The organism is Acidovorax sp. 106 (assembly GCF_003663825.1).
Lineage (GTDB): Bacteria > Pseudomonadota > Gammaproteobacteria > Burkholderiales > Burkholderiaceae_C > Acidovorax.
In genome coordinates, this window is the sequence record NZ_RCCC01000001.1 from 279,960 (window position 1) to 303,173 (window position 23,214).

At 64.5% G+C, this 23,214-nt stretch carries 18 protein-coding genes and 1 tRNA gene; 6 read left to right on the top strand and 13 right to left on the bottom strand.

The features are described 5' to 3' along the window. Positions 1 to 37 precede the first annotated feature (37 nt). The 5 genes from uvrC to C8C98_RS01265 form a co-directional block, all read right to left on the bottom strand. Complete coding sequence (uvrC, locus tag C8C98_RS01245; protein WP_121452812.1) at positions 38 to 2,062, bottom strand: excinuclease ABC subunit UvrC; 2,025 nt, start codon at positions 2,060 to 2,062, stop codon at positions 38 to 40. Positions 2,063 to 2,177: 115 nt separating this feature from the next. After that, a complete protein-coding gene (locus C8C98_RS01250) occupies positions 2,178 to 3,158 on the bottom strand; it encodes a tripartite tricarboxylate transporter substrate binding protein (RefSeq protein ID WP_121452813.1) in 981 nt (326 codons plus the stop codon). Positions 3,159 to 3,236: 78 nt separating this feature from the next. Further along, positions 3,237 to 4,217, bottom strand: coding sequence for a tripartite tricarboxylate transporter substrate binding protein (locus tag C8C98_RS01255; protein WP_121452814.1), 981 nt, complete (start codon positions 4,215 to 4,217; stop codon positions 3,237 to 3,239). 43 nt (positions 4,218 to 4,260) lie between these two features. Beyond that, a complete protein-coding gene (locus tag C8C98_RS01260) occupies positions 4,261 to 5,241 on the bottom strand; it encodes a hydroxymethylglutaryl-CoA lyase (protein WP_121452815.1) in 981 nt (326 codons plus the stop codon). Continuing rightward, complete coding sequence (locus C8C98_RS01265) at positions 5,238 to 6,473, bottom strand: CaiB/BaiF CoA-transferase family protein (RefSeq protein ID WP_121452816.1); 1,236 nt, start codon at positions 6,471 to 6,473, stop codon at positions 5,238 to 5,240. Before C8C98_RS01265 ends, C8C98_RS01260 begins: the two co-directional genes overlap by 4 nt. A 158-nt stretch (positions 6,474 to 6,631) precedes the next feature. On the opposite strand from C8C98_RS01265, the gene C8C98_RS01270 reads away from it, so the two are divergent. The 5 genes from C8C98_RS01270 (at position 6,632) to C8C98_RS01295 (ending at position 11,169) form a co-directional block, all read left to right on the top strand. Beyond that, on the top strand, positions 6,632 to 7,516 hold the full coding sequence (locus C8C98_RS01270; RefSeq protein WP_121452817.1) for a LysR family transcriptional regulator: 885 nt from the start codon (positions 6,632 to 6,634) through the stop codon (positions 7,514 to 7,516). A 169-nt stretch (positions 7,517 to 7,685) separates the two neighbouring features. Continuing rightward, the gene (gene earP / locus C8C98_RS01280; RefSeq protein WP_121452818.1) at positions 7,686 to 8,852 is read left to right on the top strand and encodes an elongation factor P maturation arginine rhamnosyltransferase EarP; all 1,167 of its coding nucleotides are present in this window, start codon (positions 7,686 to 7,688) and stop codon (positions 8,850 to 8,852) included. Positions 8,853 to 8,988: 136 nt separating this feature from the next. Beyond that, positions 8,989 to 9,543 (top strand): elongation factor P, encoded by a 555-nt coding sequence (gene efp, locus C8C98_RS01285; RefSeq protein WP_121452819.1) that lies wholly within the window; start codon positions 8,989 to 8,991, stop codon positions 9,541 to 9,543. Between the two features lie 215 nt (positions 9,544 to 9,758). Next, positions 9,759 to 10,931, top strand: coding sequence for a hypothetical protein (locus C8C98_RS01290; protein ID WP_121452820.1), 1,173 nt, complete (start codon positions 9,759 to 9,761; stop codon positions 10,929 to 10,931). 58 nt (positions 10,932 to 10,989) lie between these two features. Continuing rightward, on the top strand, positions 10,990 to 11,169 hold the full coding sequence (locus C8C98_RS01295) for a hypothetical protein (protein WP_121452821.1): 180 nt from the start codon (positions 10,990 to 10,992) through the stop codon (positions 11,167 to 11,169). A 103-nt stretch (positions 11,170 to 11,272) separates the two neighbouring features. Here C8C98_RS01295 and rimO read toward each other — a convergent pair whose 3' ends face one another. The 5 genes from rimO to C8C98_RS01320 form a co-directional block, all read right to left on the bottom strand. Then, entirely contained in the window at positions 11,273 to 12,664 is a 1,392-nt protein-coding gene (rimO, locus tag C8C98_RS01300) for a 30S ribosomal protein S12 methylthiotransferase RimO (RefSeq protein WP_099656152.1), read from the bottom strand. A gap of 112 nt (positions 12,665 to 12,776) precedes the next feature. Further along, on the bottom strand, positions 12,777 to 13,310 hold the full coding sequence (phaR, locus tag C8C98_RS01305; RefSeq protein ID WP_233574413.1) for a polyhydroxyalkanoate synthesis repressor PhaR: 534 nt from the start codon (positions 13,308 to 13,310) through the stop codon (positions 12,777 to 12,779). Positions 13,311 to 13,499: 189 nt separating this feature from the next. Beyond that, positions 13,500 to 13,576: transfer RNA gene (locus tag C8C98_RS01310), tRNA-Val, on the bottom strand. 59 nt (positions 13,577 to 13,635) lie between these two features. Continuing rightward, positions 13,636 to 15,846: a bifunctional (p)ppGpp synthetase/guanosine-3',5'-bis(diphosphate) 3'-pyrophosphohydrolase gene (locus C8C98_RS01315; protein WP_121452823.1), complete on the bottom strand. Its 2,211-nt coding sequence runs from the start codon at positions 15,844 to 15,846 to the stop codon at positions 13,636 to 13,638. Then, the gene (locus C8C98_RS01320) at positions 15,843 to 16,832 is read right to left on the bottom strand and encodes an alpha/beta fold hydrolase (RefSeq protein ID WP_121455949.1); all 990 of its coding nucleotides are present in this window, start codon (positions 16,830 to 16,832) and stop codon (positions 15,843 to 15,845) included. The genes C8C98_RS01315 and C8C98_RS01320 overlap by 4 nt, the downstream gene beginning before the upstream one ends. A gap of 168 nt (positions 16,833 to 17,000) precedes the next feature. On the opposite strand from C8C98_RS01320, the gene C8C98_RS01325 reads away from it, so the two are divergent. Continuing rightward, a complete protein-coding gene (locus C8C98_RS01325; RefSeq protein WP_121452824.1) occupies positions 17,001 to 17,783 on the top strand; it encodes a 3-hydroxybutyrate dehydrogenase in 783 nt (260 codons plus the stop codon). Positions 17,784 to 17,912: 129 nt separating this feature from the next. Here the strand turns inward: C8C98_RS01325 and C8C98_RS01330 are convergent, their stop codons facing one another. The 3 genes from C8C98_RS01330 to rnhA all read right to left on the bottom strand — a co-directional run bounded on the left by C8C98_RS01330 (position 17,913) and on the right by rnhA (position 23,138). Then, the gene (locus C8C98_RS01330; protein WP_121452825.1) at positions 17,913 to 21,083 is read right to left on the bottom strand and encodes an efflux RND transporter permease subunit; all 3,171 of its coding nucleotides are present in this window, start codon (positions 21,081 to 21,083) and stop codon (positions 17,913 to 17,915) included. A 33-nt stretch (positions 21,084 to 21,116) separates the two neighbouring features. Beyond that, positions 21,117 to 22,481 carry an efflux RND transporter periplasmic adaptor subunit gene (locus C8C98_RS01335; RefSeq protein ID WP_121452826.1) on the bottom strand — a complete coding sequence of 455 codons (1,365 nt, stop codon included), beginning with the start codon at positions 22,479 to 22,481 and terminating at the stop codon, positions 21,117 to 21,119. Between the two features lie 210 nt (positions 22,482 to 22,691). Continuing rightward, positions 22,692 to 23,138 (bottom strand): ribonuclease HI, encoded by a 447-nt coding sequence (rnhA, locus tag C8C98_RS01340; RefSeq protein ID WP_099658725.1) that lies wholly within the window; start codon positions 23,136 to 23,138, stop codon positions 22,692 to 22,694. Positions 23,139 to 23,214: the final 76 nt, after the last annotated feature.

Below are 23,214 nucleotides of genomic sequence, written 5' to 3' on the forward strand. Positions count from 1 at the left end.
CACGCGCCCAAAGCCCTGGCACCATGCCCTTGCAACTTCACCGCAACGCGCGGTAAATCTCTTCGGCCAACTCACGCGAAATGCCGTCCACCGTGGCCAGATCCTCCACGCTGGCCGCGGCCACGCCGCGCACCCCGCCAAACCGCTGCAGCAACCGAGCCCGCTTCTTGGGGCCCACACCCGCAATTTCTTCGAGCTGCCCTCCACCCACACGCACCTTGGCCCGCGCAGCACGCATGCCGGTGATGGCAAAGCGGTGGGCTTCGTCGCGGATCTGCGCCACCAGCATCAGCGCGGCCGAGTCCTTGCCCAGATAGACCTTCTCTCGCCCATCAGCAAACACCAGCTCTTCCAGGCCCACCTTGCGGCCCTCGCCCTTCTCGACCCCCACGATGCGGGTCAGATCCAGCCCCAGCGCGGTGAACACCTCGCGCGCCACGCCCACCTGGCCCTTGCCACCGTCGATGAGCACCAGGTCGGGCAGACACGCCTGGCCCTTGGGGCGGGCTGCGGCTTGCGCCTCAGGAGACTTCGCATAGTCAATGCCGCCCTCCGCGCGCTGCGCCTCCACCACCTTGCTATAGCGACGCGTGAGCACCTGGCGCATGGCGGCGTAGTCGTCGCCGCCGGTGATGCCCTCGATCTTGTAGCGGCGGTATTCGCTGCTCTGCATCTTGTGGTGGTGGAACACCACGCACGACGCCTGGGTGGACTCGCCCGCCGTGTGCGAGATGTCGAAACACTCGATGGTGAGTTGGTCCAGGTCTTCGGGCGGCAGATCGAGCGCCTCGGCCAGCGCGCGGGTGCGGGCCTGTTGCGAGCCCTCCTCGGCCAGCAAGCGGGCGAGTTGCAGGTCGGCGTTCTTTTGCGCCATGTCCAGCCAGGCGCGGCGCTGCTCGCGGGGCTGGTGGATGGCGTTCACGCGCAGGCCACTTTGTTCGGTCAGCGCATCCAGCAAGCCCTTGTCCACCGGCACGCTGGTTACCAGCAACGGGGGCACCGGCACGCCGATGTAGTGCTGGGCTATGAAGGCTTCAAGCACCAGCGCCTCCACGGGGCGGGCGGGCTTTGCAGGGGCGGTAGCCGCGTCCTCGACACCCTCCACGCCCTCCACGCCCCCCTCTTCCGCATACACCGCGGCAGCGTCTTCCACATGCACCGGGAAATAAGGCCTGTCGCCAAGGTGGCGGCCACCGCGCACCATGGCCAGGTTCACGCAGGCGCGGCCACCTTGCACGCGCACCGCGAGGATGTCCACATCCTTGTCATCCACCGTCTCGATGGACTGCTGGTGCAGCACCCGAGACAGCGCCTGGATCTGGTTACGCACCTCGGCAGCCTGCTCGAATTCGAGCTTGTCCGAGTAGGCCATCATCCGCGCCTCAAGCGCCTGCAGCAGCTCCTGCGTTTCACCGCGCAGCAGCGCCTCGGCATGTTGCACGTCTGCGGCATAGGCCTCGGGCGAGATCATGTCCACACAGGGCCCGGTGCAGCGCTTGATCTGGAACAGCAGGCAGGGCCGCGTTCGGTTGGCAAACACCGTGTCTTCGCAGGTGCGCAGCCGGAACACCTTTTGCAGCAGCTGGATGGTTTCCTTCACAGCCCAGGCGCTGGGGTACGGACCAAAGTAGCGGTGTTTTTTATCGATCGCGCCCCGGTAGTAAGCCATGCGCGGAAACACCTGCCCCGGCGCATCGCCCCGCGTGTGGGCGCCCGGCGTGTGGGCGCCCGGCGTGCCGGTGATCTTGAGATAGGGGTAGCTCTTGTCGTCGCGAAACAAGATGTTGAACTTGGGGTTCAGCGTCTTGATCAGATTGTTTTCCAGCAGCAGCGCCTCGGCCTCGGAGCGCACCACCGTGGTCTCCATGCGCACGATCTTGCTGACCATATGGCCGATGCGGGTGCCACCATGGTTCTTCTGGAAATAGCTGGACACCCGGCGCTTGAGGTTGAGCGCCTTGCCCACGTACAGCAGCGCATCCTGCTCGTCAAAATAGCGGTACACGCCCGGCAGCGCAGGCAGCGCAGCCACCTGGGCGAGGAGTTCTTCGGAATGGGACATGGCGCGTATTGTGGCCCCGCGCGCAGCCTGCACAATTACTATCAAATAAATAGCTGCCAGCGCTTATCCATCAAGCGCTAGCGGCCATTTTTATAAAAACACGCACTCCCTCGAATCACTCCGCCTCAATCTTCGAGGTCTTCACCACCATGGCCCAGTTGGCCAGATCGGCCTTCACCTTGTCACCCAGTTGCGCCGGGGTCTGGTAGTCGGCCGTGGCGCCCTGCTCCAGCGCCTTTTGCTGGAAGGCTGGGTTCTGCACCACGGTGCGGATGTCGGCCGTGAGCTTGTCCACCACGGCCTTGGGCACGGCAGCCGGGGCAAACACGGCAAACCATGAGGTGGCATCGACCTTGGGGTAGCCCGCCTCGGCGGTGGTGGGCACATCAGGCAGGCTGGGCAAGCGCTGCTTGCCCGTCACGGCCAGCACGCGCAGCTTGCCGCTGGCAATGTGGGGCATGAAGGGCGGAGCGGTACCAAAGGTCAGGTCCACCTGGCCGCCCAGCAGGTCCTGCAGCGCAGGGCCCGTGCCTTTGTAGGGCACGTGCACCATCTTGATGCCGCCCTGCTGCTCCAGCATGGCGCCGGTCACATGCTGCAGCGAGCCATTGCCTGACGAGGCGTAGTTGAGTTTGCCCGGGTTGGCCTTGGCATAGGCGATCAGCTCGGGCAACGTCTTCACGGGCAGGTCGGCCCGCACCACGATGATCTGCGGGGCGGAGATGACATTGGCCACGGGCTGGAAGTCGCCCTGCTCCCACTGCTTTTGTTTGGTGATGTGGGGCGAGATGACGTGGTAGCCCGAGTACTGCATCAGCAGCGTGTAGCCATCGGCCTCGGCCCGCTTGACGGCGCTAGCCGCAATGTTGCCGTTGCCCCCGCCCTTGTTGTCCACGATGACCGACTGGCCCAGCACCGGCGCCAGGGCTTGGGCCAGCATGCGGGCCGACAGGTCGGTGGTACCACCTGCAGCGGTAGGCACTACCAAGGTGACGTTTTTGGACGGGTAGGCGCCCTGCGCTGCGGCGTGGCCGATAAAGCCCGTGGCCATTGCGGCAAGGGCCAGGGTGGTGAACTGCTTGCGGGTGGTTTTCATGAAAGCGATGTCTCCGTTGTCGTTGTTGTCAAAAATCTGAAAAGCGAGGAACCGTTGGGTGCCAAGAAAAATGCGCGGTCAATCGACCGTGGCGCCCGTGTCCTTGACCACGCGGCTCCACTTGGGCAGCTCGGACTGCACCAGCGATCCCAGCTGCGCTGCAGTGCCCTTGAAGGGCTCGCAACCCACGGTGGCCAGCTTGTCCACCACGTCCTTGTGCTCCAGCGCGCGGGCCACTTCGGCCTGCAACTGCGCCACGATGGGCGCAGGTGTGCCGGCCGGGGCAAACAGTGCGTACCAGGGCGCCTGGCCAAAGCCTTTGATCGTCTCGCCAATGGTGGGCGCGTCGGGCAGCGCGGCCACGCGCTTTTCGTTGACCACGCCCAGCACCTTGAGCTTGCCCGCTTTGATAAACGCAATGACCGACGGCAGGCTTTGCACTGACAGCGGCACCTGCCCGCCCACCACGTCGGTGGCTGCTGCCGCCGAACCCTTGTAGGGGATGTGCTGCAGCTGGATGCCTGAGGCCTTTTGCAGCATCTCGCCAATCAGATGGTTCAGCGTGCCGTTGCCTGCCGAGGCGATCGAATATTTGCCAGGGCTGGCCTTGGCCAAGTTCACAAGCTCGGCCACGTTGTTGGCGGGAAAAGACGGGTGCGCCACCAGCACATAGCCCGCCGTGGCCACGGGCGCCACCGGCGCGAAATCTTTGACCGGATCGAACCCGGGGTTCTTGTACAGCGCAGGGCCAATCACATGGGCGCTATCGGCTGTCAGCAGCAAGGTGTAGCCATCGTTGCGCGCACGGGCCGTCGTGCCCGTGGCTAACGTGCCGCCTGCACCAGGGCGGTTTTCCACAATCACGCTCTGGCCCAGTTGCTCGCCGAGCTTTTGCGCCAGCACGCGCGCAATGGCATCGTTGGCACCGCCCGCAGCCTGGGGCACGACCACGGTGATGGGTTTGGACGGGTACTTGTCTTGCGCGCCAGCAGCCAGGGCGGTGCAGCACAGCACGGCCGCCGCGAAGGTGCGGCGGGACAGCGGGGTGGGGAAGGTCATGGCTTTGTCTCCTGTCGTTATGGGAATGCAGGCCCACCCGCGTTCAGCGGGAAAGCGCTCTTTCGCGAATGGCCTCGAAATCCGTCGGCACCGGGTGCAGCGCCAAGCGCGGGCCTGCCTTGGCAATCTGGCTCGGGATGTCGTGGCCGATCAGCGCAGGCAGCTGCTGCGCCGCTGCCACCAATTGAGCCAGGTCCACGTCCGTGTCATAGCCCATCAGCTCCAGCGCATGCACGATCTCTTCACTGCACACATTGCCGCTGGCGCCCGGTGCATACGGACAGCCGCCCAGGCCACCCAGCGAAGCGTCAAACCGGTCCGCACCTGCATCAATGGCCGCCAGCACATTGGCCAACCCCATGCCGCGTGTGTTGTGAAAGTGCAGGGTGAACACGATGCCCGGCCAGCGCACGCGCGCTGCCGCTGTGAGCTGGTGCACCTGCGTGGGGTAGGCCATGCCTGTGGTGTCGCACAGCGTGATGCCGCACACGCCTAAATCCACAAAACGCTGCACCCAGCCGAACACATCGGCCTCGGGCACATCGCCCTCCATGGGGCAGCCGAACACGCACGACAGCGACACGTTGACGGCCACTTTCACCCCCTGAGCCAGGGCCACCACCTGGGCCAGCGCCGCGAACGACTGCTCCTGCGTCATGCGCAGGTTGGCCAGGTTGTGGGTGGCGCTCACCGACATCACAAGGTTGAGTTCATCCGTGCTCGACTCAATGGCGCGCTCGGCACCGCGCAGGTTGGGCACCAGCGCGGTGTAGACCGTGCCTGGGCGACGCGTGATCTCGCGCATCACGATCTCGGCGTCTTTGAGCGCAGGGATGGCGGTGGGTGAAGTGAACGAAGTCACTTCGATCTTGGACAGGCCCGCTGCCGACAGTGCATTGCACAGCGCGATCTTGTCGGCCGTGGGCACAAACGTCTTTTCCATCTGCAGGCCGTCGCGCAAGCCGACTTCCTGCATGTGGATGCGGCGGCCTGCGCCCTGCCACACCGTGTTGGATGCACTCATTGAATCACCCCCTTGCTGCGCAGCAGCGCGATCTGTTCGGCCGTGAGGCCTGCCTCGGCCAGCACCGCATCGGTGTCGTCGCCCAGGTGCGGAGCACTGCTGCGGATGGTTCCGGGCGTGCCCGAGAGCTTGGGCACGATGCCCGGCACTTCCACGCTGTAGCCGTCGCGCGTCTGCTGGGTCAAGAGCATGTCGCGTGCGCGGTAGTGCGGGTCTTCGGCAATGTCTTTGGCGGTGTAGACCTTGCCCGCAGGCACGCGGGCGGCGCCCAACACATCCAGCACTTGCTGCACCGTGCGCAGGGCACTCCAGGCGCCAATGGCGGCGTCGATTTCTTCCACCCGCGCCACGCGGCCGGTGTTGTTAGCCAGGTCGGGCGCGGCGCCCAGGTCTGCCCGGCCAATGGCCTCCATCAACCGCTTGAAAATGCTGTCGCCATTGCCCGCCACCAGCACCCAGCCGTCCGCGCAGGGGTAGGCGTTGCTCGGCGCAATGCCCGGCAGCGCGCTGCCCGCGGCTTCGCGCACCGCACCGAAAGCGCTGTATTCAGGGATCAGGCTTTCCATCACGTTGAACACCGCTTCGTGCAGCGCCACATCAATCACCTGGCCCTGGCCGCCGTTGACCTTGCGGTGGTACAGCGCCGTGAGCACGCCGATGGTGCCGTGCAGCGCCGCCAGCGTGTCCCCAATCGAGACACCGACGCGCACCGGCACGCGCCCGGGCTCGCCCGTCAGGTGGCGCAGGCCGCCCATGGCTTCGCCGATGGCGCCAAAGCCTGGTAGGTCGCGGTACGGCCCCGTCTGGCCGTAGCCCGATATTCGCAGCATGACCAAGCCCGGGTTGAGCGCATGCAGCTCTTCGGGCGACATGCCCCAGCCTTCCAGCGTGCCGGGGCGGAAGTTTTCGACCAGCACATCGGCTTCAGCAATCAGCTGGCGGGCAATATCCTGACCCTCTTTCTGGCGCAGGTCCAGCGCCACCGAGCGCTTGTTGCGCGACTGCACCTGCCACCAGACGGAGGTGCCTTCCTTGATCAGGCGCCAGTTGCGCAGCGGGTCGCCCGTTTCTGGTGCCTCGATCTTGATCACATCGGCGCCAAACTCGCCCAGCGTCTTGCCGCAGAAAGGCCCGGCAATCAGCTGGCCCATTTCAATGACGCGCACGCCCTGCAACGCAGCCGGGCTGGGCGGGATGAACGAAGTGGGCGGGTGGGCGGGCGGCAAAGCCATGCGGGGGTTCTCCTGGGGTCCATCAGACAATCAATGCGCTCTCCATGCAACATGGAGGGGATGGCGCGCATCATGCGCAAAGCCCACGCCATCTGCAAAACGCTGATGCGCGAAGCTGCCATCGCAAACGGGCATGACAAGGGTACGATCTGACGACCATGAAACTAGACCCAGTCTCCCTGCGCCTCTTCGTTGCGGTGATGGAAGAAAGCACCATCGCCGCCGCCGCAGAGCGCGAGCACATGGCGGCCTCAGCCGTCAGTCGCCGCCTGGCCGATCTCGAAGAGGCCTTGCGGGTAGAACTCTTCACCCGCAGCAACCGGGGCGCCACGCCCACCGCTGCGGCGTTTGCGCTGCTGCACCTGGCGCGCGGGGTGCTGAACGACCTGGACAGCATTGCCAGCCAGATGCGCGAGTACGGCAGCGGCGTGCGTGGGCATGTGCGGGTGGTGGCCAACATTTCGGCCATCACGCAGTTCTTGCCAGCACAACTGCAAAGCTTCTTGGCCCTGCACCCGCAGGTCGATGTGCGCCTGCAAGAGCAGATCAGCACCGCCATCGCCACCTCGGTGGCGGAGAACGCGGCCGACATCGGCATCTTGAACGATGGCGACTACGGCGACCGCGTCACGCTGCTGCCCTACCGAGCCGATGAACTGGTGCTGGTGATACCGGCAGACCACCCCCTGGCGCGGCGCAAGGCGGTGCGGCTGTGCGAAGCGCTGGCCTACGACTTTGTGGGCGCCCACCCCGGCAGCGCCATCAACAACCAGCTCAACCAGGCCGCCGCGCAGGCTGGGTTGCCGCTGAAGCTGCGCATCCAGGTCACCAGCTACGACGCGCTGTGCCTGATGGTGAACGCGGGCTTGGGCGTGGGCGTGATGCCCCGGGGCAGCGCGGCGCTGTACAAAGGCACGCTGGGCATCCGCGCCATCACCCTGAACGAGCCCTGGGCGCACCGCCATCTCAAGCTGTGCGTGCGCTCGGAAGAATCGCTCTCCAGCGTGGCCCGCCTGCTGGCAGACCACTTGCGCATGCCATGAAACGCCCCCCCCTGAGGCCCTGCGGGCCTTCCCCCCGCTCTCGCAGCGCCGTGCGCTGCGGGCAGGGGGACGCCGCCAGCGCGGCGGGGCGGCCCTTGCGCGGCGGCCCTGGCGCGGGCAGCGCCAGTTTCGTGGGCCATGGGTGGTGCTCGCAACATGAACCACTGATATGAGCCGAACCAACCTCCCCACTTTGACCGCCCAGCCCACATTGCAATGGGATGTGTTCTGCCGCGTGATCGACAACTTTGGCGACATTGGCGTGTGCTGGCGCCTGGCCTCGCAACTGGCCGGGCAAGGTCAGCGCGTGCGCCTGTGGGTGGACGATGCATCGGCCCTGGCCTGGATGGCCCCCGGCGGCTGCCCCGGCGTGGAACTGCGCCACTGGAACGCCCCGCCCCCCAGCGCCAACGAAGCCCCCACCGATGTGATGGTGGAAGCCTTTGGTTGCGAAATCACTCCTGAATTCATAGCTGCTTGCGCTTATCAGGCAGGCGCCAGAGGCCAAAAACCTGTTTGGATCAACCTCGAATACCTGTCTGCCGAGCGCTATGTGGAGCGCAACCACCGCCTGCCCTCGCTCATCTCGCACGGACCTGCACAGGGGTGGACACGGTGGTTTTTCTACCCCGGCTTTACGCCCGCCACCGGTGGGCTGCTGCGCGAGCCCGATTTGCAGCTGCGTTGCCAAAGCTTTGATGCCCTGGCCTGGCGCGCCGCCAACGCACACCCCCAACTGCCAATGCAAACTGCGGACAGCGAACCTGCTGCGCGCTGGATGTCGCTGTTCTGCTACGAACCCAGCGCCCTGCCCCAATGGCTGCAACTGTGCCAAACGGCTGCCACGCCCACGCACCTGCTGGTGGCACCTGGCCGCCCCACGCACGCGGTGCGGCAGGCGCTTGTCCCTGAAGGTGAAATCGACCTCCAGCCCCCTACAGGAAAGCGCGAGCAGCTATACATTTCATACCGATCACACTGCCCGCAGGCAGCGTTTGACGAGATGCTGTGGGCCTGCGACTTCAACGCTGTGCGCGGTGAAGACTCCTTGGTGCGCGCGCTGTGGGCAGGCAAGGCGCTGGTGTGGCACATCTACCCACAGGACGACGATGCCCACCACGCCAAGCTGCTGGCGTTTTTGGACTGGCTGCAGGCACCAGCCTCTATGCGCCAGTTTCACTGCACCTGGAACGGTTTGGACGCCCAGCCCCTGCAATGGCCAGGCGACACCACCCTGCGCGAATGGACCGCTTGCGTGCAAGCCGCCAGAGCACGGCTGCTGACGCAAGACAACCTTGTGGCGCAGCTTTTGGGCTTTATCGCGGAAAAACGGTAAAATCCGAGGCTTTGCGCAAATCGGGGGCACTGGATGCCCCGCAACCGCGCACTTCCGCCGCGGAACATGCGCCGGCAGGCACCGCCCCACAAGGCAGCCCGCCCGCATTGAGCGGCCCCAACCCAAGCAACTCGCTATGAAAATCGCTCAAGAAATCCGCGCTGGCAACGTCATCATGCACGGCAAGGACCCCATGGTCGTCCTGAAGACTGAATACGCCCGTGGCGGCCGCGGTGCAGCCACCGTGCGCATGAAGCTCAAGAGCCTGATCGGCAACTTCGGCACCGAAAACGTGTTCAAGGCCGACGACAAGATCGACAACGTGATTCTGGACAAGAAGGAGTGCACCTACTCCTACTTCGCCGATCCGATGTACGTTTGCATGGACACCGAGTTCAACCAGTACGAAGTCGAAGCCGAAAACATGGGCGACGCACTGAACTACCTGGAAGACGGCATGTCCCTCGAAGTCGTGTTCTATGACGGCAAGGCCATCTCGGTTGAACTGCCCACCAGCGTGGAGCGCGAAATCACCTGGACAGAGCCAGCCGTCAAGGGCGACACCTCCGGCAAGGTCATGAAGCCCGCCAAGATCGCTACCGGCTTTGAAGTGCCCGTGCCCCTGTTCGTGTCGCAAGGCGACAAGATCGAAATCGACACCCGCACCGGCGAGTACCGCAAGCGCGTCTAGCCTTTGCGCCGGGGGCACCCGGCCACCGCCCTGCTCACCGCAGGGTGTGCGTGGCAAAAATGCACAAAAAAGGAGCCCGCGTGGCTCCTTTTTTTATCCGCTGGTCCTTTTGGCGCGCGCACAGCCCACCCAAATCCGGGGGACGCTGGCACCATCGCGGGTTGCACAGGATGGCCCGAGGTGGCCCCTTAGCACCTCAGCTCGCCACACGCCCCATGCAAAGCACCACCCCAGCAACAGACCCCACGCCACCCGCGTTCGCCGAGCGCACCAGCGAGCACCTCTACGCCATCGTGCACCGCTGGCCGGGCACCTGCCAGCCACAGGAACAACTGCAACCGCCCGAGCAATCCCTCGCACGCGATGAAGACGCCCGCGAAGTCCTGGCCCTGGGGTATCTGGCAGACCTGCGCTTGCGCTTTGTGTTCACCCAGCCCGGCACCGAATCCATGGCCCTGGCCCGCGCCAGCGACCTGGCACGGCTCGAGCTGACGCCCCACAAGGCGCTGGCCCTGGCCACGATGCGCCTGCGCAAAACTGGTGCAACCCCCACCCTGCAACCACAAGCCAATGGCACCTACAGGCTGCAGTCATCACAGCCCTTGCTGCTGGAGAGCCACCTCACCGACCGCAACTTTTGGCGGGGGCTGCTCGCGCAATTCCCGTGCGGCGTGGTGGTGGCCATGCCGCGCCGGGGCTGGATGGCCCTGGCCCCCGCTGACGACAATGCCGCCCAGGCCCAGCTGTTTGACGCCGCAGACACAGAATTTTCCGCCGCCGGGCCGCAACAGCTGTCGGGCTGCCTGCTGCACTTTGACCAGACCGGCTGGCGCATGCATGTGCGGCTACCCGCATCGCTCAAGCCCACCCAACGCAAACGCAGGCGCAAAAAAACCGAGGAAGCCGCCCAAAGCCACGCAAGCCAGGCGACACAGCGCCCCCGTACTGCACCGGCCGCCGCAACCCAAATCAGCGGTGCATCCGCTGCGACAGCGCTGGAGCTGCCAGAGGCAGCAGAGCGATATGCCAGGCAAGACTTCGCAAACTCTGGAGACATCGAGGACTCACACCTCGTGACCACGGGCATGCAATGCCTGCTGGCGGCCCTGGTGGTGTTCGTGCTGGGCGCGCTGCTGTGGAAGCTCAGTCCCTTCATGCGTCTGGGGCCATCGCAATTGCTGGGCACGGCGGCAGCTGCGCTGGGCGCCATCGGAGCGGTGCGGCTGTCTTATGGACTGGGGGCACAAACCACCACCGCGCTGCTCTACGCCGTGGCCTCCTTCACGCCCATCGCCAACATGGCGCTATGGGCCTGGCTGATCTACACAGGCCTGCGTGCACTGCGGGATGCGGGTTGGCAGCCCAGCTGGCGCACCTTCATTCCTTGAAGCAAAGCCAGCAATCCAATCCCCAGCCCACAGCAAAAACGCCCCCAAAGGTTTGCCCATGGCCAAATGGCTTCTTTACTTTCCACTGATCCTGCCCGTCTGCGCTTTGTTGGCCGGGGCCGCCACCTGGGTGCTCATTCGCGACCAGGAGCCCGACAGCACCGACTTGTTGATGGACTTTGGCGCCGTTCTGGGCATGGCCTTGCTTTGCTCGTACGGCGTGTTCTCATTGCGATAACACACGTCCCTTCGCGCCCCCATCAACCGCCATAACGGGCCGAGAAACGCGCTGGAAACCCACAAGACAAAGGCCAGCCGCCCCTCGGCACGGGCAATGCCGATCAGATGGGCAGAGCCACCAGGTCGTGCCCTTGCACGCCCACAATGCGCGCCTTGGTGAACTCGCCCACCTTCAGCGTCTTGCTGATCTTCTCCGGTGGCAGCAGGTGCACCACGCCATCGATCTCGGGGGCATCGCCGTAAGTACGGCCCGTGCCGCCCTTGCGGCCCAGCGCAGGGGCGTGGTCCACCAGCACCTGCATGGTCGAACCCACGCGCTGGCGCAGCCGGGCGATAGAAACTTCCTCGGCCACCGCCATGAAGCGCGCGCGGCGCTCTTCGCGCACTTCCATCGGCAGCATGCCGGGCAGTTCGTTAGCGGCAGCGCCATTCACGTCGCTGTAGGCAAAGCAGCCTGCACGGTCAATCTGCGCCTCGCGCACAAAGTCGAGCAGATGCTGGAATTCTTCTTCCGTTTCACCCGGGAATCCAGCAATGAAGGTGCTGCGAATCACGATCTCGGGGCAGGCCTCGCGCCAGCGCTGAATGCGCTCGAGGTTGCGCTCGCCACTGGCGGGGCGCTTCATGCGCTTGAGCACGTCGGGGTGGCTGTGCTGGAAAGGGACATCCAGGTAAGGCAGCACTTTGCCCGTGGCCATGAACGGAATCACCTCGTCCACGCTCGGATACGGGTACACATAGTGCAAGCGCACCCAGGCGCCGTAGGGCTCGGCAATCTCGCCCAGCGTCTGCACCAGCTCCAGCATGCGGGTCTTGACGGGCTTGCCGTCCCAGAAGCCGGTGCGGTACTTCACATCCACCCCGTAGGCCGAGGTGTCTTGGCTGATCACCAGCAGCTCTTTCACACCACCTTCGAACAAGGCTTTTGCCTCGCTCAGCACATCCCCCACCGGGCGCGATACCAGATCGCCACGCATGGACGGGATGATGCAGAACGTGCAACGGTGGTTGCAGCCTTCGCTGATCTTGAGGTAGGCGTAATGCTTGGGCGTGAGCTTGATGCCCGCCACACCGAAGCCGCCGGGCACCAGATCGATGAACGGATCGTGCGGCTTGGGCAGATTCAGATGCACCGCGTCCATCACCTCTTGCGTAGCGTGGGGACCCGTCACGGCCAGCACGCTGGGGTGCATTTCACGCACCATGTTGCCGCCGCCCTCACCTGCGCGCGCGCCCAGGCAGCCGGTGACAATCACTTTGCCGTTTTCAGCCAGGGCTTCGCCGATGGTGTCCAGGCTTTCTTTGACGGCATCGTCGATGAAACCGCAGGTGTTGACGATCACCAGATCGGCGCCCTGGAAGGTTTTGGAGGTTTCATAACCCTCAGCGCTCAGTTGCGTGAGGATGAGTTCGGAATCGGTCAGTGCCTTGGGGCATCCAAGGCTCACGAATCCGACTTTGGGTGTTTTGGTGGGGGCAATTGCTTCGCTCATATCCCCGTATTGTCCCAGTTCCGGCGTTCGGCGGGTGGAGTTGCCTATTCACGGCGAGGTTTGGCGCGGGCAGAGCCCCTTTGACGGGGACAGCAGCCACGCGGCTCAGTGACTACCTTTTGATTCCAAACGCACCCAGCATCTGCTCGGTCTGCTTTTGCATCTGTTCCTGCATTTGCGTGAGCATCGATTGGGATTGCTCCACATAGTTGCCCATCATGCCCTTGAGCATCGGCGACTGCAGGTTCATGAATTGCGCCCACATCTCCGGCGTCACGCTTTGCGACTGCTCGGCCAGTTTGGTTTGCACATCGGTGAAAGCCTGGACATTTTTCTCCAGATAAGCCCCCATGAAGCCCTGCATGGCATGGCCGTAGAACCGGATGATGTTGGCCAGCACCGCCTCACTGAACATGGGCGCCCCGCCCGCTTCCTCTTCCAGAATGATCTGCAGCAGGATGCTGCGCGTGAGGTCGTCACCGGTCTTGGCGTCGCGCACCACCACATTCTGGTGGTCCATGACGAGTTGCCGCACCTCGGTCAACGTGATGTAGGTGGAGGTATCGGTGTCGTACAGGCGCCGATTGGGGTACTTCTTGATCACGCGCTGCGCTGGTTTGGCAGAGGCGCTGGTGGATTCAGGCAAATCGTGGCTCCTTGGGCGAACGCCCATGTGGGTATTGCAGTGCAACACATTCTAGAGAGCCACAGGGCGGAGATTCTCCGAGGATTACCCTGATGGGCGTGCGCGCCGACCCAACACCCGGTTTCACGGCGGAAAATAAAAAAGCCTTCCAAGCAGTTTGCTTTGGAAGGCTTTTTACCAATGGTTAGTTGGTAGGCGCGATTGGACTCGAACCAACGACCCCCACCATGTCAAGGTGGTGCTCTAACCAGCTGAGCTACGCGCCTGTTTGTATTCGAGAATGCGAGTATAGCATCAAAAATGCAGGCCTCGCAAAACTCCGCACTCAACGCCGCCGTGCCGAGCGCACCCCCGGCACCGAAGCCACGATGCCCAGCACCTTGTTGAGGCGACCGGAGTCTGCCACTTCTACCGTGAAAGTCATCCAGGCGGTGCCCTTGACGGACTGGGTCTGCACCCCGATCACGTTGGTCTTTTCACGGGCAAACACTTCCGAGATATCGCGCAGCAGCCCCTGGCGGTCAGCCGCCTCAACCGCTACATCCACCGGGTACACAGCAGCGGCAGCAGCCTTGGGCGTACCCCATTCCACCTCGATCACCCGTTCGGCGCTTCGCGCGGCCATCTCACGGAAGTTGCTGCAATCGGCCCGGTGCACGCTCACCCCCTTGCCGCGCGTGACAAAACCCCGAATCAGATCGGGCGGTGCAGGTTTGCAGCACTTGGCCAACTGGGTCATCAACGAATCGATGCCGACCACCAACACCCCGCCCTTGGGGGCAGATTCATTGGTGCGGGTTTTCTTGAGCAGAAGGTAGTCGTCCGGCTGCAGTACAGGCTCGGGCGGGCGCAGCAGGTTCTCGATGTTGCGCAGCGAAAACTCGTCCTTACCCACCACTTCAAACAAACCGTCCGCAGATTTGAAGCCCAGCTGCGCTGCCAGGTCGTCGAGCTTCATGGCGGTTTTGCCTTCGCGCTGCAGCAGCTTTTCCACCGCCTCACGCCCACGGGCCACCGTCTCGTGCGTGGCCTGGGCGTTGAACCAGGCGCGCACCTTGGCTTTGGCACGGTTACTGGTGAGGTAGCCCAGCTCGGCGTTGAGCCAGTCGCGCGAGGGGCGGCCTTCCTTGACGGTGCTGATTTCCACCGTCTGGCCGTTTTGCAGTGGGGTGTTCAGCGGCACCATGGCGCCGTCCACCCGTGCGCCCCGGCAGCGGTGCCCCACGCTGGTATGCACGGCATAGGCAAAGTCCACCGGGGTAGCGCCTTGCGAAAGCTCGATCACCGCCGCATCGGGGGTGAGCACGTAGATGCGGTCTTCAAACAAGCCCCGGTTGGGCACATTGCCAGCCAGGTCGCGCTCCCAGGCCAGCAACTGGCGCAGCACCGCGATCTTGGCGTCGTACTCGCCTGCGGCAGACACGCCCGCGTAACCTTTGCTGCCCGCCTCCTTGTACGCCCAGTGCGCCGCCACTCCGTGCTCGGCGTGGTCGTGCATGGCCTGGGTACGGATCTGGATTTCTACCGGGCGGCCCTGCTCGTCCCGCACGATGGTGTGCAGGGACTGGTAGCCGTTGGGCTTGGGCTTGGCGATGTAGTCGTCAAACTCTTCCACGATGGGCGTGAACTGCTCGTGCACCCAGCTGAGGGCGGCGTAGCAATCCTTCACGCTGGGCACCACCACGCGCAGCGCCCGCAGGTCCAGCACCTGGTCAAAATTCAGCGACTTGCCCCGCATCTTCTTGACGATGCTGTAGATGTGCTTGGGCCGCCCCTGCACGGTGGCGCTGATGCTGCGCCCGCGCAGCTCGGACTCCAGCCGCTGGCGCAGCTGCTGCATGTACACCTCGCGCTCACCGCGCTTTTCATCGAGCAGGCGGGCCACCTCCTTGTAGGTGTCGGGCTCCAGGAAGCGAAAGGACAAATCCTCCAACTCCCACTTCATCTGCCAGATGCCCAGGCGGTTGGCCAGCGGCGCAAACACCTGCAGCGATTCGCGTGCCAAGCTGGGCGACACCGGCCGCTTGCTGGCCGCATGAAAGCGCAGCGTTTGCAGGCGCGAGGCCAGACGCAGCATCACCACCCGCAAGTCGCGCGAGAAGGCCAGCAGCATCTTGCGCACGTTCTCGGTCTGCACGGCCGGATCATCGACCTGCTCAGCGGCCAGGGCCTGGCGCTGTACCCGCATGAGCTTGGTGGTCTCGACCGCCAGGGCGGCAAAGTTGTCGCCAAACGCTTTGGCGATCACCTCTTCGGGTTTGTTGAGGTGCACGCAGGCGTACACCAGATAGCACGCGGCCTGCATGGCTTCGGAGCCGCCAATGCCTTTGAGGATGGCCGCCACGGCGTCGGCGTGGACCAGGGTGTTTTCGCCAGAGTCCAGCGTCTCGCAGGCCAGCAAGGGTTCGGCAAAAGCCCGGGCCCGGGCCAGAGCGTCCACTTGCTCGGGCAGTGCATGGGCCGTGGCAGCAATCAGCTGCGGCAGGGGCTCAGAGGGCGCGAGGGTGGGGGTGTGGGTCGAGGGGTTCGTCTTCATTCTGCCAAGGCACCTGTTTCGAGGGGAGCGGCCAGAAGAAAGTCCTGCACCACGGCCACCTGGTCGGCAGCCACCAAGGTGGGGGCATGCCCCACCCCTGCCAACTCCACACAGCGCGCCCGGGGGCCGCGGGCCTGCATGGCACTGGCAGTCTCTCGCGAGAGCAAGTCCGATTGCGCCCCACGCAGCAACAGGGTCTGCGCCTGGATATGGTCGTACAGCTGCCATAAGGCGGCCTCGCCCGCAGCAGCAGCCTCGGGCGTCAACGCCCGAAACGGCACGGCAATGGCCGGGTCGTAGTGCAACGCCAAGCCCCCTTCGGGCAGGCTGCGTACCATGGGCTGGGAAAGTGCCAGCCATTGTTCTGGAGTGTGTGGCCCAAAGCTGCTGGAAATAGCCCAGAGTGCATCGGCCGCCTGCTGCAGCGATTCAAACCGCGCTGGGTAGCCCAGGTATTGGCCAATGCGCTGCAGCGCCTGCCACTGGATGACCGGCCCCACATCGTTGAGCACCAATCGGCGAACGGGTGCTGGCAAGGGCAAGCCCGGTTGCCCCGCCAGGGCCATGCCGATGAACCCCCCCATGCTGGTGCCCACCCAATCGAGGGTGGCAATGGGGCCTTGCTGGTGCACCTGCGCCAGCAAGGCCAGCATGTCGGCCGCGTACACCGGCAGCTGATAGCCCATGGGGTCTGCCAGCCAGTCGCTTTGGCCACGCCCCACCACATCGGGGCAAATCACGCGTACGTGGGCACTGAGGCTGCGGGCCAGGGTGTCAAAGTCGCGCCCTTGGCGCGACAGGCCGTGCACGCAAACCACCACATGCGGATGGGCTGGGTTGCCTGTGGCATTCCACTCCCAATACGCCATGCGGTGGGCCGCAGGATACTGCGCAGGCGATGCGCCGGTCACGTCGGTCAGGGCTGCTGGTGCCGAGGCCGCAGCAAGGCCTGGGCACGGTACGTAGTTCAGCGTAGGTTCAATCATGGGTGCGAAATCCGAAGGCAGCGCTTGATAATGGCTGCGTTGCATCGTAATTCATTAGGACTTGCGCAAACCGGGATACAGCAAAAGCCTTTGCCCTGCGGTTGGGCCACCTGCACCCTGGTTGCGCCAGTCATGTTCCCCAGTCATGTTCATTAGGGAGAAACTCTCATGCTGAAAGGCAAAACGGCCCTCGTCACCGGCTCTACCAGCGGCATCGGCCTGGGCATTGCAAAAGCCCTGGCCCGCCAGGGGGCCAACATCGTTCTCAACGGGTTTGGTGACGTGGACGCCCCCCGGGCCGAGGTGCTGGCCGCAGGCCAGGCGGCGGGCGCCCAGGTGGCCTACCACGGGGCGGACATGAGCCGGGCGGCAGACATCGAAGACATGATGCGCTACAGCGCCACCCAGTTCGGCCAGGTGGACATTCTGGTCAACAACGCGGGCATCCAGCATGTCGCCAATGTGGAAGACTTTCCCGTGGAGAAGTGGGATGCCATTTTGGCCATCAACCTGACCAGCGCCTTCCACACGTCGCGCCTGGCCTTGCCCAGCATGCGCAAGGCCAAGTGGGGCCGCATCATCAATGTCGCATCGGTGCATGGGCTGGTGGGCTCGGCCCAAAAATCCGCCTATGTGGCCGCCAAGCACGGCATCGTGGGGTTGACCAAAGTGACGGCACTGGAGACCGCCACCACAGGCATCACGGCCAACGCCATCTGCCCCGGCTGGGTGCTGACACCGCTGGTGCAAAAACAGGTGGATGCCAAGGCCGCCGCCCACGGCTTGAGCAACGAAGAAGCCACCAAGCTGTTGCTGGGCGAGAAAGAGCCCTCCATGCAATTCACCACCCCCGAGGAGCTGGGTGACCTGGCGGTGTTCTTCTGCTCCGCCGCCGCCAACAACGTGCGTGGTGTGGCCTGGAACATGGACGGCGGCTGGGCGGCTCAGTAAGCGACCAGTTCAAATGCTATTAATTTAATAGCTGCCAGCGCTTATTCCACAGGCGCTAGAGGCACATTCAATAAAAAAGGCCCTTGGCGTGATGCCAAGGGCCTTTTTTGTGGGTGCAGCCAGTGCGACTCAGCCGTGCGCCGCCGCAGACCCTGCAGGGCCATCGGCGTGCGGCGTGGCACTCTCCACCGCCACGGTGGTCTTGGCCCCCGGCACAGCCTTGCGGGCAAACAGGGTGTACATGGTGGGCACCACAAAAATGGTGAGCAAGGTGCCCAGCGACATGCCGCCCACAATCACCCAGCCAATCTGTGACCGCGTCTCGGCCCCCGCCCCGGTGGCCAGCGCCAGGGGCACGGCGCCCAGCACCATGGCGCCAGTGGTCATCAGGATGGGGCGCAGGCGCTGGGCCGAGGCTTTGACCAGCGCATCCACCATGTCCATACCCTCTTCGCGCAGCTGGTTGGTGAACTCCACAATCAAGATGCCGTGCTTGGTGATCAGGCCCACCAGCGTGATCAGGCCGATCTGCGAGTACACGTTGAGCGAGCCCCCGCTCCACTGCAGCGCCAGCAGCGCACCGATCATGGACAGGGGCACCGACACCATGATGACCAGCGGGTCGATAAAGCTTTCAAACTGCGCGGCCAGCACCAGGAAGATGAACACCAGCGCCAGCAAGAAGACGATGCCCAGGGCCCCCTGCGAGCTTTTGAACTCGCGCGAGGTGCCGTTGAGGTCGGTGGTGTAGCCAGGCTTGAGCACCTTGGCGGCGGTGGAATCCATGAAGGTCAGCGCCTCGCCCAGCGAATAGTCGGGCGACAGGTTGGCCGTGATGGTGACCGAGCGGCGCTGGCCAAAGTGGTTCAGCTCGCGCGGGCTCACGCTCTCCTTCACGTTCACCAGACTGGAGAGCGGAATCATGGCGTCGTTGCGGCCACGCACGTAGATGCTGTCAATGTTCTCTGGTGTGGTGCGGCCTCGGGCCTCGGTTTGCACGATCACGTCGTACTGTTCGGCATCGCGCTTGTAGCGCGTCACGGTGCGCCCGCCCAGCATGGTCTCAATGGCCTTGGCCACCACGTCCACGCTGACCCCCAGGTCGGCAGCACGCTCGCGGTTCACGCTGATGCGCAGCTCAGGCTTGTTCAGGCGCAGGTCCACGTCGGGCGCGATGATGCCGGGGTTCTTGGCAATCTCGGCCATCATCTGGTTGGTGACCGCGTTCAGGTTCTCGTAGCTGTCCGAGGTCTGGATCACATAGGTCAGAGGCCGCGAACGAAAGCCCTGGCCCAGCGATGGCGGGGTGATCAGGAACGAATTCACCCCCGGCAAGGCCGCCACCTTGGGCTGCAGATCGCGCGCCATGGCCAGGGTGCTGCGCTCGCGCTGCTCCCAATCCACCGTGCGGTAGATCACGCTACCCTGCGCCACCGTGGGGTTGCCGATGTTGGCGAAGATGCGGTCGAACTCGGGGTACTCGCGGCCCATCTTTTCCAGCTCCAGCGCGTAGCGGTTGGTGTAGTCCAGCGTGGCACCATCGGGCGCCGTGACGTTGACGAGAATCGTGCCCCGGTCTTCCATAGGCGAGAGCTCTTGCTTCATCTTGGGGTAGATCGCCACCAAACCGGCCCCACTGACGAGCATCACCGCCACCACCAGCCAGCGGGCCTGGAACAGCGCACCACGCAGCCCTCCGCCCGAGCCGTCTTCCCTGCGCCCCCCCCACCGCGCGGTGACCACCCAGCGCAACAGGCGGCCATAGGCGTCTGACAGGGCCGTGAGCCCCCGCTCCATGGAGCGGTCAAACCAGTTCGGATTGGGGTTGTGCTTGAGCAGCAGCGAGCACATCATGGGCGACAGGGTCAGCGCCACAAAGCCAGATACCACCACCGCCCCGGCCAGGGCCAGCGCAAACTCAACGAACAACCGCCCGGTGCGGCCGGGGGTAAAGGCCAGCGGCGCGTACACCGCCACCAGCGTGAGCGTCATGGCGATGATGGCAAAGCCGATTTCGCGCGCCCCCTTGATGGCGGCCGAGAACGGGTCCAGCCCTTCTTCAATGTGCCGGTAGATGTTCTCCAGCATCACGATGGCATCGTCCACCACCAGCCCGATGGCCAGCACCAGGGCCAGCAAGGTCAAGGTGTTGATGGAGAAGCCCGCCAGGGACATCAATGCAAACGTGCCCACCAAGCTCACCGGGATGGTGATGATCGGAATGATGGAGGCGCGCAAGGTGCGCAAGAACACAAAAATCACCAACGCCACCAGCACCACCGCCTCACCAATGGTGTGGTACACGCTCTTGACCGAGCGGTCGATGAACACCGAGTTGTCGTTGGCCACGTCGATAGTGATGTCAGCGGGCAGGTCTGCCTTCAAGGTGGGCAGCATGGCGCGCACACCGGCAGACAACTCCAGCGGGTTGGCCGTGGCCTGGCGGATCACGCCCATCGAGATGGCTTCGCGGCCATTGAGACGCACGCGGCTGCGGTCGCTGGCGGCGCTTTCTTCCACCCGAGCCACATCGCGCATGCGCACCGGAAAGCCGCTGACCGTGCGGATGACGATGTCAGAGAACTGCGCCGGGCGTGCCAGCTCCGTCTGCGAGGTCACGCTGAACTCGCGCTGCTGCGACTCGATGCGGCCCGCAGGCAGCTCCAGGTTGTTGCGGCGAATGGCGTCTTCCACGTCCTGCGTGGTGAGGCGGTAGCCGGCCATGCGCTCGGGGTCCAGCCAGATGCGCATGGCATAGCGGCGCTCGCCGTAAATCGGCACATCGGCCACGCCCGTCACCGTCTGCAGCCGAGGCTTGACGATGCGGTTGAGCAGGTCATTGATTTCGAGCGGGCTGCGCGTGTCGCTGCTGAAGGCCAGCCACATCACGGGCGAGGCATCGGCCTCCACCTTGGCGATGACGGGTTCGTCCACCGCGTCGGGCAGGCGGTTGCGCACGCGGGCGGTGCGGTCACGCACCTCGGCGGCGGCGTTGTCGGCGTCTTTCTCCAGGCGAAAGCGCACACTGATCTGGCTTTGCTCGGCGCGGCTGATGGAGGTGATCACGTCCACCGCATCAATACCGGCAATCGAGTCTTCGAGCGGCTTGGTGACCTGGGATTCAATCACCTCGGCCGAGGCCCCCGCATAGCGCACGCTCACGGTGACCACGGGTTCGTCGATCTTGGGGTACTCACGCACCGTCAGGCGGGTGAAGCTGACGGCCCCCACCAGCAAGACCAGCAAGGACAGGACGGTGGCGAAGACCGGCCGACGGATGGAGATTTCAGCAAGTTGCATGGCGGGCGTCGGGCGATGTCAAAAATGCAGAACTCAGGAGGAACGCGCGCCACGGGCCGCGCGCGTGGGGCCAGGCGGCACCGCAGGCTCTGCCGCCCCTTGGCACGGATTGGCAACGCGCGCATCGGGCAGCCCAGGCTGCGGGCTGGCAGCAGCAGATGCTGCGCGGGTGCTGGTCGCCACCACCGTGGCGGAGGCCACAGCGGGGACTGCAGCCGCTGTGTCTGTGGCCGATGCAGGTGGGGTTGGGGTTGCCGCCGCCGCTGCCTTGGCATCGCCCGCAGACTGACCCAGCTCCACCACGCGCACGGCCAAACCATCGCGCTGCAAGCGTTGCTGCCCGGCGGTCACCACCACGTCCCCAGCGGCCAACCCTTCCACCACCTCGACAAAGCCAGGGGTGCGGGCCCCCAGGCGCACCGGGGTGCGTTTGGCAATCTTGCTGCCCTCTTCCTTGCCGGGCACGATGCGCAGCACATAGGGGGAGGTGCCATCGGGCACGATGGCCTCCTCAGGGATCACACGGGCGTCTGCACGCTCGCCAAACACCGCTGTCACGCGGGCAAACATGCCGGGGCGCAACTGCAAGCGGCGGTTGTCGATGCAACCGCGCACGGCAATGGAGCGCCCATCGGCGTCAATCTGCGGGTTGATGGCCTGCACCACCGCCGCATACTGCACACCCGGCAGCGCATCGAAGGCCACACGGGCCAGTTGGCCAGGTTTGACCTTGTCCTGCAGCCGCTCGGGCAGGCGGAAGTCCACATACACCGCGTCCAGGTCTTCCACGTTGACGATGTCGGCGCCATCCTTGAGGTAGTCGCCCACATTCACACCCCGAATGCCCGCGATGCCATCGAAGGGCGCCAGGATGCGCAGGCGCTGCGCCGTGGCCTCTGACAGGGCCAGCTTGGCCTCAGCCACTTCAAGGTTGGCAGCACTTTCGTCCACCGAGCGCTGGCTGATGAAGCCCTGGGCCACCAGCTCCTGGTTGCGTTTGTGGTTGGCGCGGGCAATCGACAACTCAGCCCGGCTTTGCTGCACCTGGGCCCGGGGCAACTGGTCGTCCAGTTGCACCAGCAACTGGCCCTTGTGCACCCGCTGTCCATCGCGAAAGTTCAAATGGGTGATGCGCCCACTGATTTCAGGCCGCAGCACCACGCTGCGCCGTGACCGCAGGCTGCCCACGGCCTCGGCGTCGTCGCGCAAGGCCATCTGGCGCACAGCGGTGGCTTCCACCATCACAGGCTTTCCACCGCCTTGAGGCGCCGACTTGGCCTGAGGGACTGCCGCATCGGGGCGCGAAGCCTTTGAGGGTGACTGGAGCCACCAGGCCGCACCGGAAGCAGCAGCCAAACCGATAACCGCAAAAACGACGTATTTGTTCTTGAGCGCCATGGATCCATCAAACCTGGGGAGTTGCGACATGCAGCGAAGCAATGTATCAGTGCGTACCAAGTTGTGCATTCACTTTGGCGCTTACCCCCGTGGTCTGTTGTGCAAGTTTTACACAAGCTTTACACGCAGCCATGGCGCAGTGCGCTTCACACCTCTGGCAAGGCGCTTTGCGCTGAGCCCGCGCCTTGCGCCCAGGGGAGGGCTCTCACATCAACGGCCGTTGGCCTTGTCCACGCCTTTGTTGGCCAGCGCGTCTGCCCGTTCATTGCCCGGATCGCCCGAGTGGCCCTTGACCCAGCGCCATTCAATGCGGTGGCCCCCCGTGCTCACCAGCGCGTCCAGACGCTTCCACAACTCCACATTCTTGACCGGCTGGTTGGATGACGTGCGCCAGCCTTTGGCCTTCCAGCCATGAATCCACTCGGTGATGCCTTTGCGCACATATTCGCTGTCCAGAAACAGTGTGACGGCGCAGGGCCGCTTGAGGGCTGTGAGCGCCTCGATCACCGCCATCAGCTCCATGCGGTTGTTGGTGGTGCCCAGCTCACCGCCAAACAACTCTTTTTCCAGCGTGCCTGAACGCAGCAGCACCCCCCAACCCCCTGGCCCAGGGTTGCCTTTGCATGCGCCATCTGTGTATATCTCGACCTGGTTCAAACTGGATTCCTGCAAATGTGAAGATGATGAATAGGAGGGCGTGAGAGCACAGAGCCCCCAATCGCACTGCGCAGCG

Excerpts from the sequence above, each read along its gene's own strand:
- C8C98_RS01295 (WP_121452821.1), top strand. The coding sequence starts at position 10,990 with ATGGCCAAATGGCTTCTTTACTTTCCACTGATCCTGCCCGTCTGCGCT.
- C8C98_RS01315 (WP_121452823.1), bottom strand. The coding sequence starts at position 15,846 with ATGAAGACGAACCCCTCGACCCACACCCCCACCCTCGCGCCCTCTGAG.
- C8C98_RS01250 (WP_121452813.1), bottom strand. The coding sequence starts at position 3,158 with ATGAAAACCACCCGCAAGCAGTTCACCACCCTGGCCCTTGCCGCAATG.
- C8C98_RS01260 (WP_121452815.1), bottom strand. The coding sequence starts at position 5,241 with ATGAGTGCATCCAACACGGTGTGGCAGGGCGCAGGCCGCCGCATCCAC.
- C8C98_RS01330 (WP_121452825.1), bottom strand. The coding sequence starts at position 21,083 with ATGCAACTTGCTGAAATCTCCATCCGTCGGCCGGTCTTCGCCACCGTC.
- uvrC (WP_121452812.1), bottom strand. The coding sequence starts at position 2,062 with ATGTCCCATTCCGAAGAACTCCTCGCCCAGGTGGCTGCGCTGCCTGCG.
- C8C98_RS01320 (WP_121455949.1), bottom strand. The coding sequence starts at position 16,832 with ATGATTGAACCTACGCTGAACTACGTACCGTGCCCAGGCCTTGCTGCG.
- efp (WP_121452819.1), top strand. The coding sequence starts at position 8,989 with ATGAAAATCGCTCAAGAAATCCGCGCTGGCAACGTCATCATGCACGGC.
- C8C98_RS01255 (WP_121452814.1), bottom strand. The coding sequence starts at position 4,217 with ATGACCTTCCCCACCCCGCTGTCCCGCCGCACCTTCGCGGCGGCCGTG.
- rimO (WP_099656152.1), bottom strand. The coding sequence starts at position 12,664 with ATGAGCGAAGCAATTGCCCCCACCAAAACACCCAAAGTCGGATTCGTG.
- C8C98_RS01290 (WP_121452820.1), top strand. The coding sequence starts at position 9,759 with ATGCAAAGCACCACCCCAGCAACAGACCCCACGCCACCCGCGTTCGCC.
- C8C98_RS01270 (WP_121452817.1), top strand. The coding sequence starts at position 6,632 with ATGAAACTAGACCCAGTCTCCCTGCGCCTCTTCGTTGCGGTGATGGAA.
- C8C98_RS01325 (WP_121452824.1), top strand. The coding sequence starts at position 17,001 with ATGCTGAAAGGCAAAACGGCCCTCGTCACCGGCTCTACCAGCGGCATC.
- earP (WP_121452818.1), top strand. The coding sequence starts at position 7,686 with ATGAGCCGAACCAACCTCCCCACTTTGACCGCCCAGCCCACATTGCAA.
- C8C98_RS01265 (WP_121452816.1), bottom strand. The coding sequence starts at position 6,473 with ATGGCTTTGCCGCCCGCCCACCCGCCCACTTCGTTCATCCCGCCCAGC.
- C8C98_RS01335 (WP_121452826.1), bottom strand. The coding sequence starts at position 22,481 with ATGGCGCTCAAGAACAAATACGTCGTTTTTGCGGTTATCGGTTTGGCT.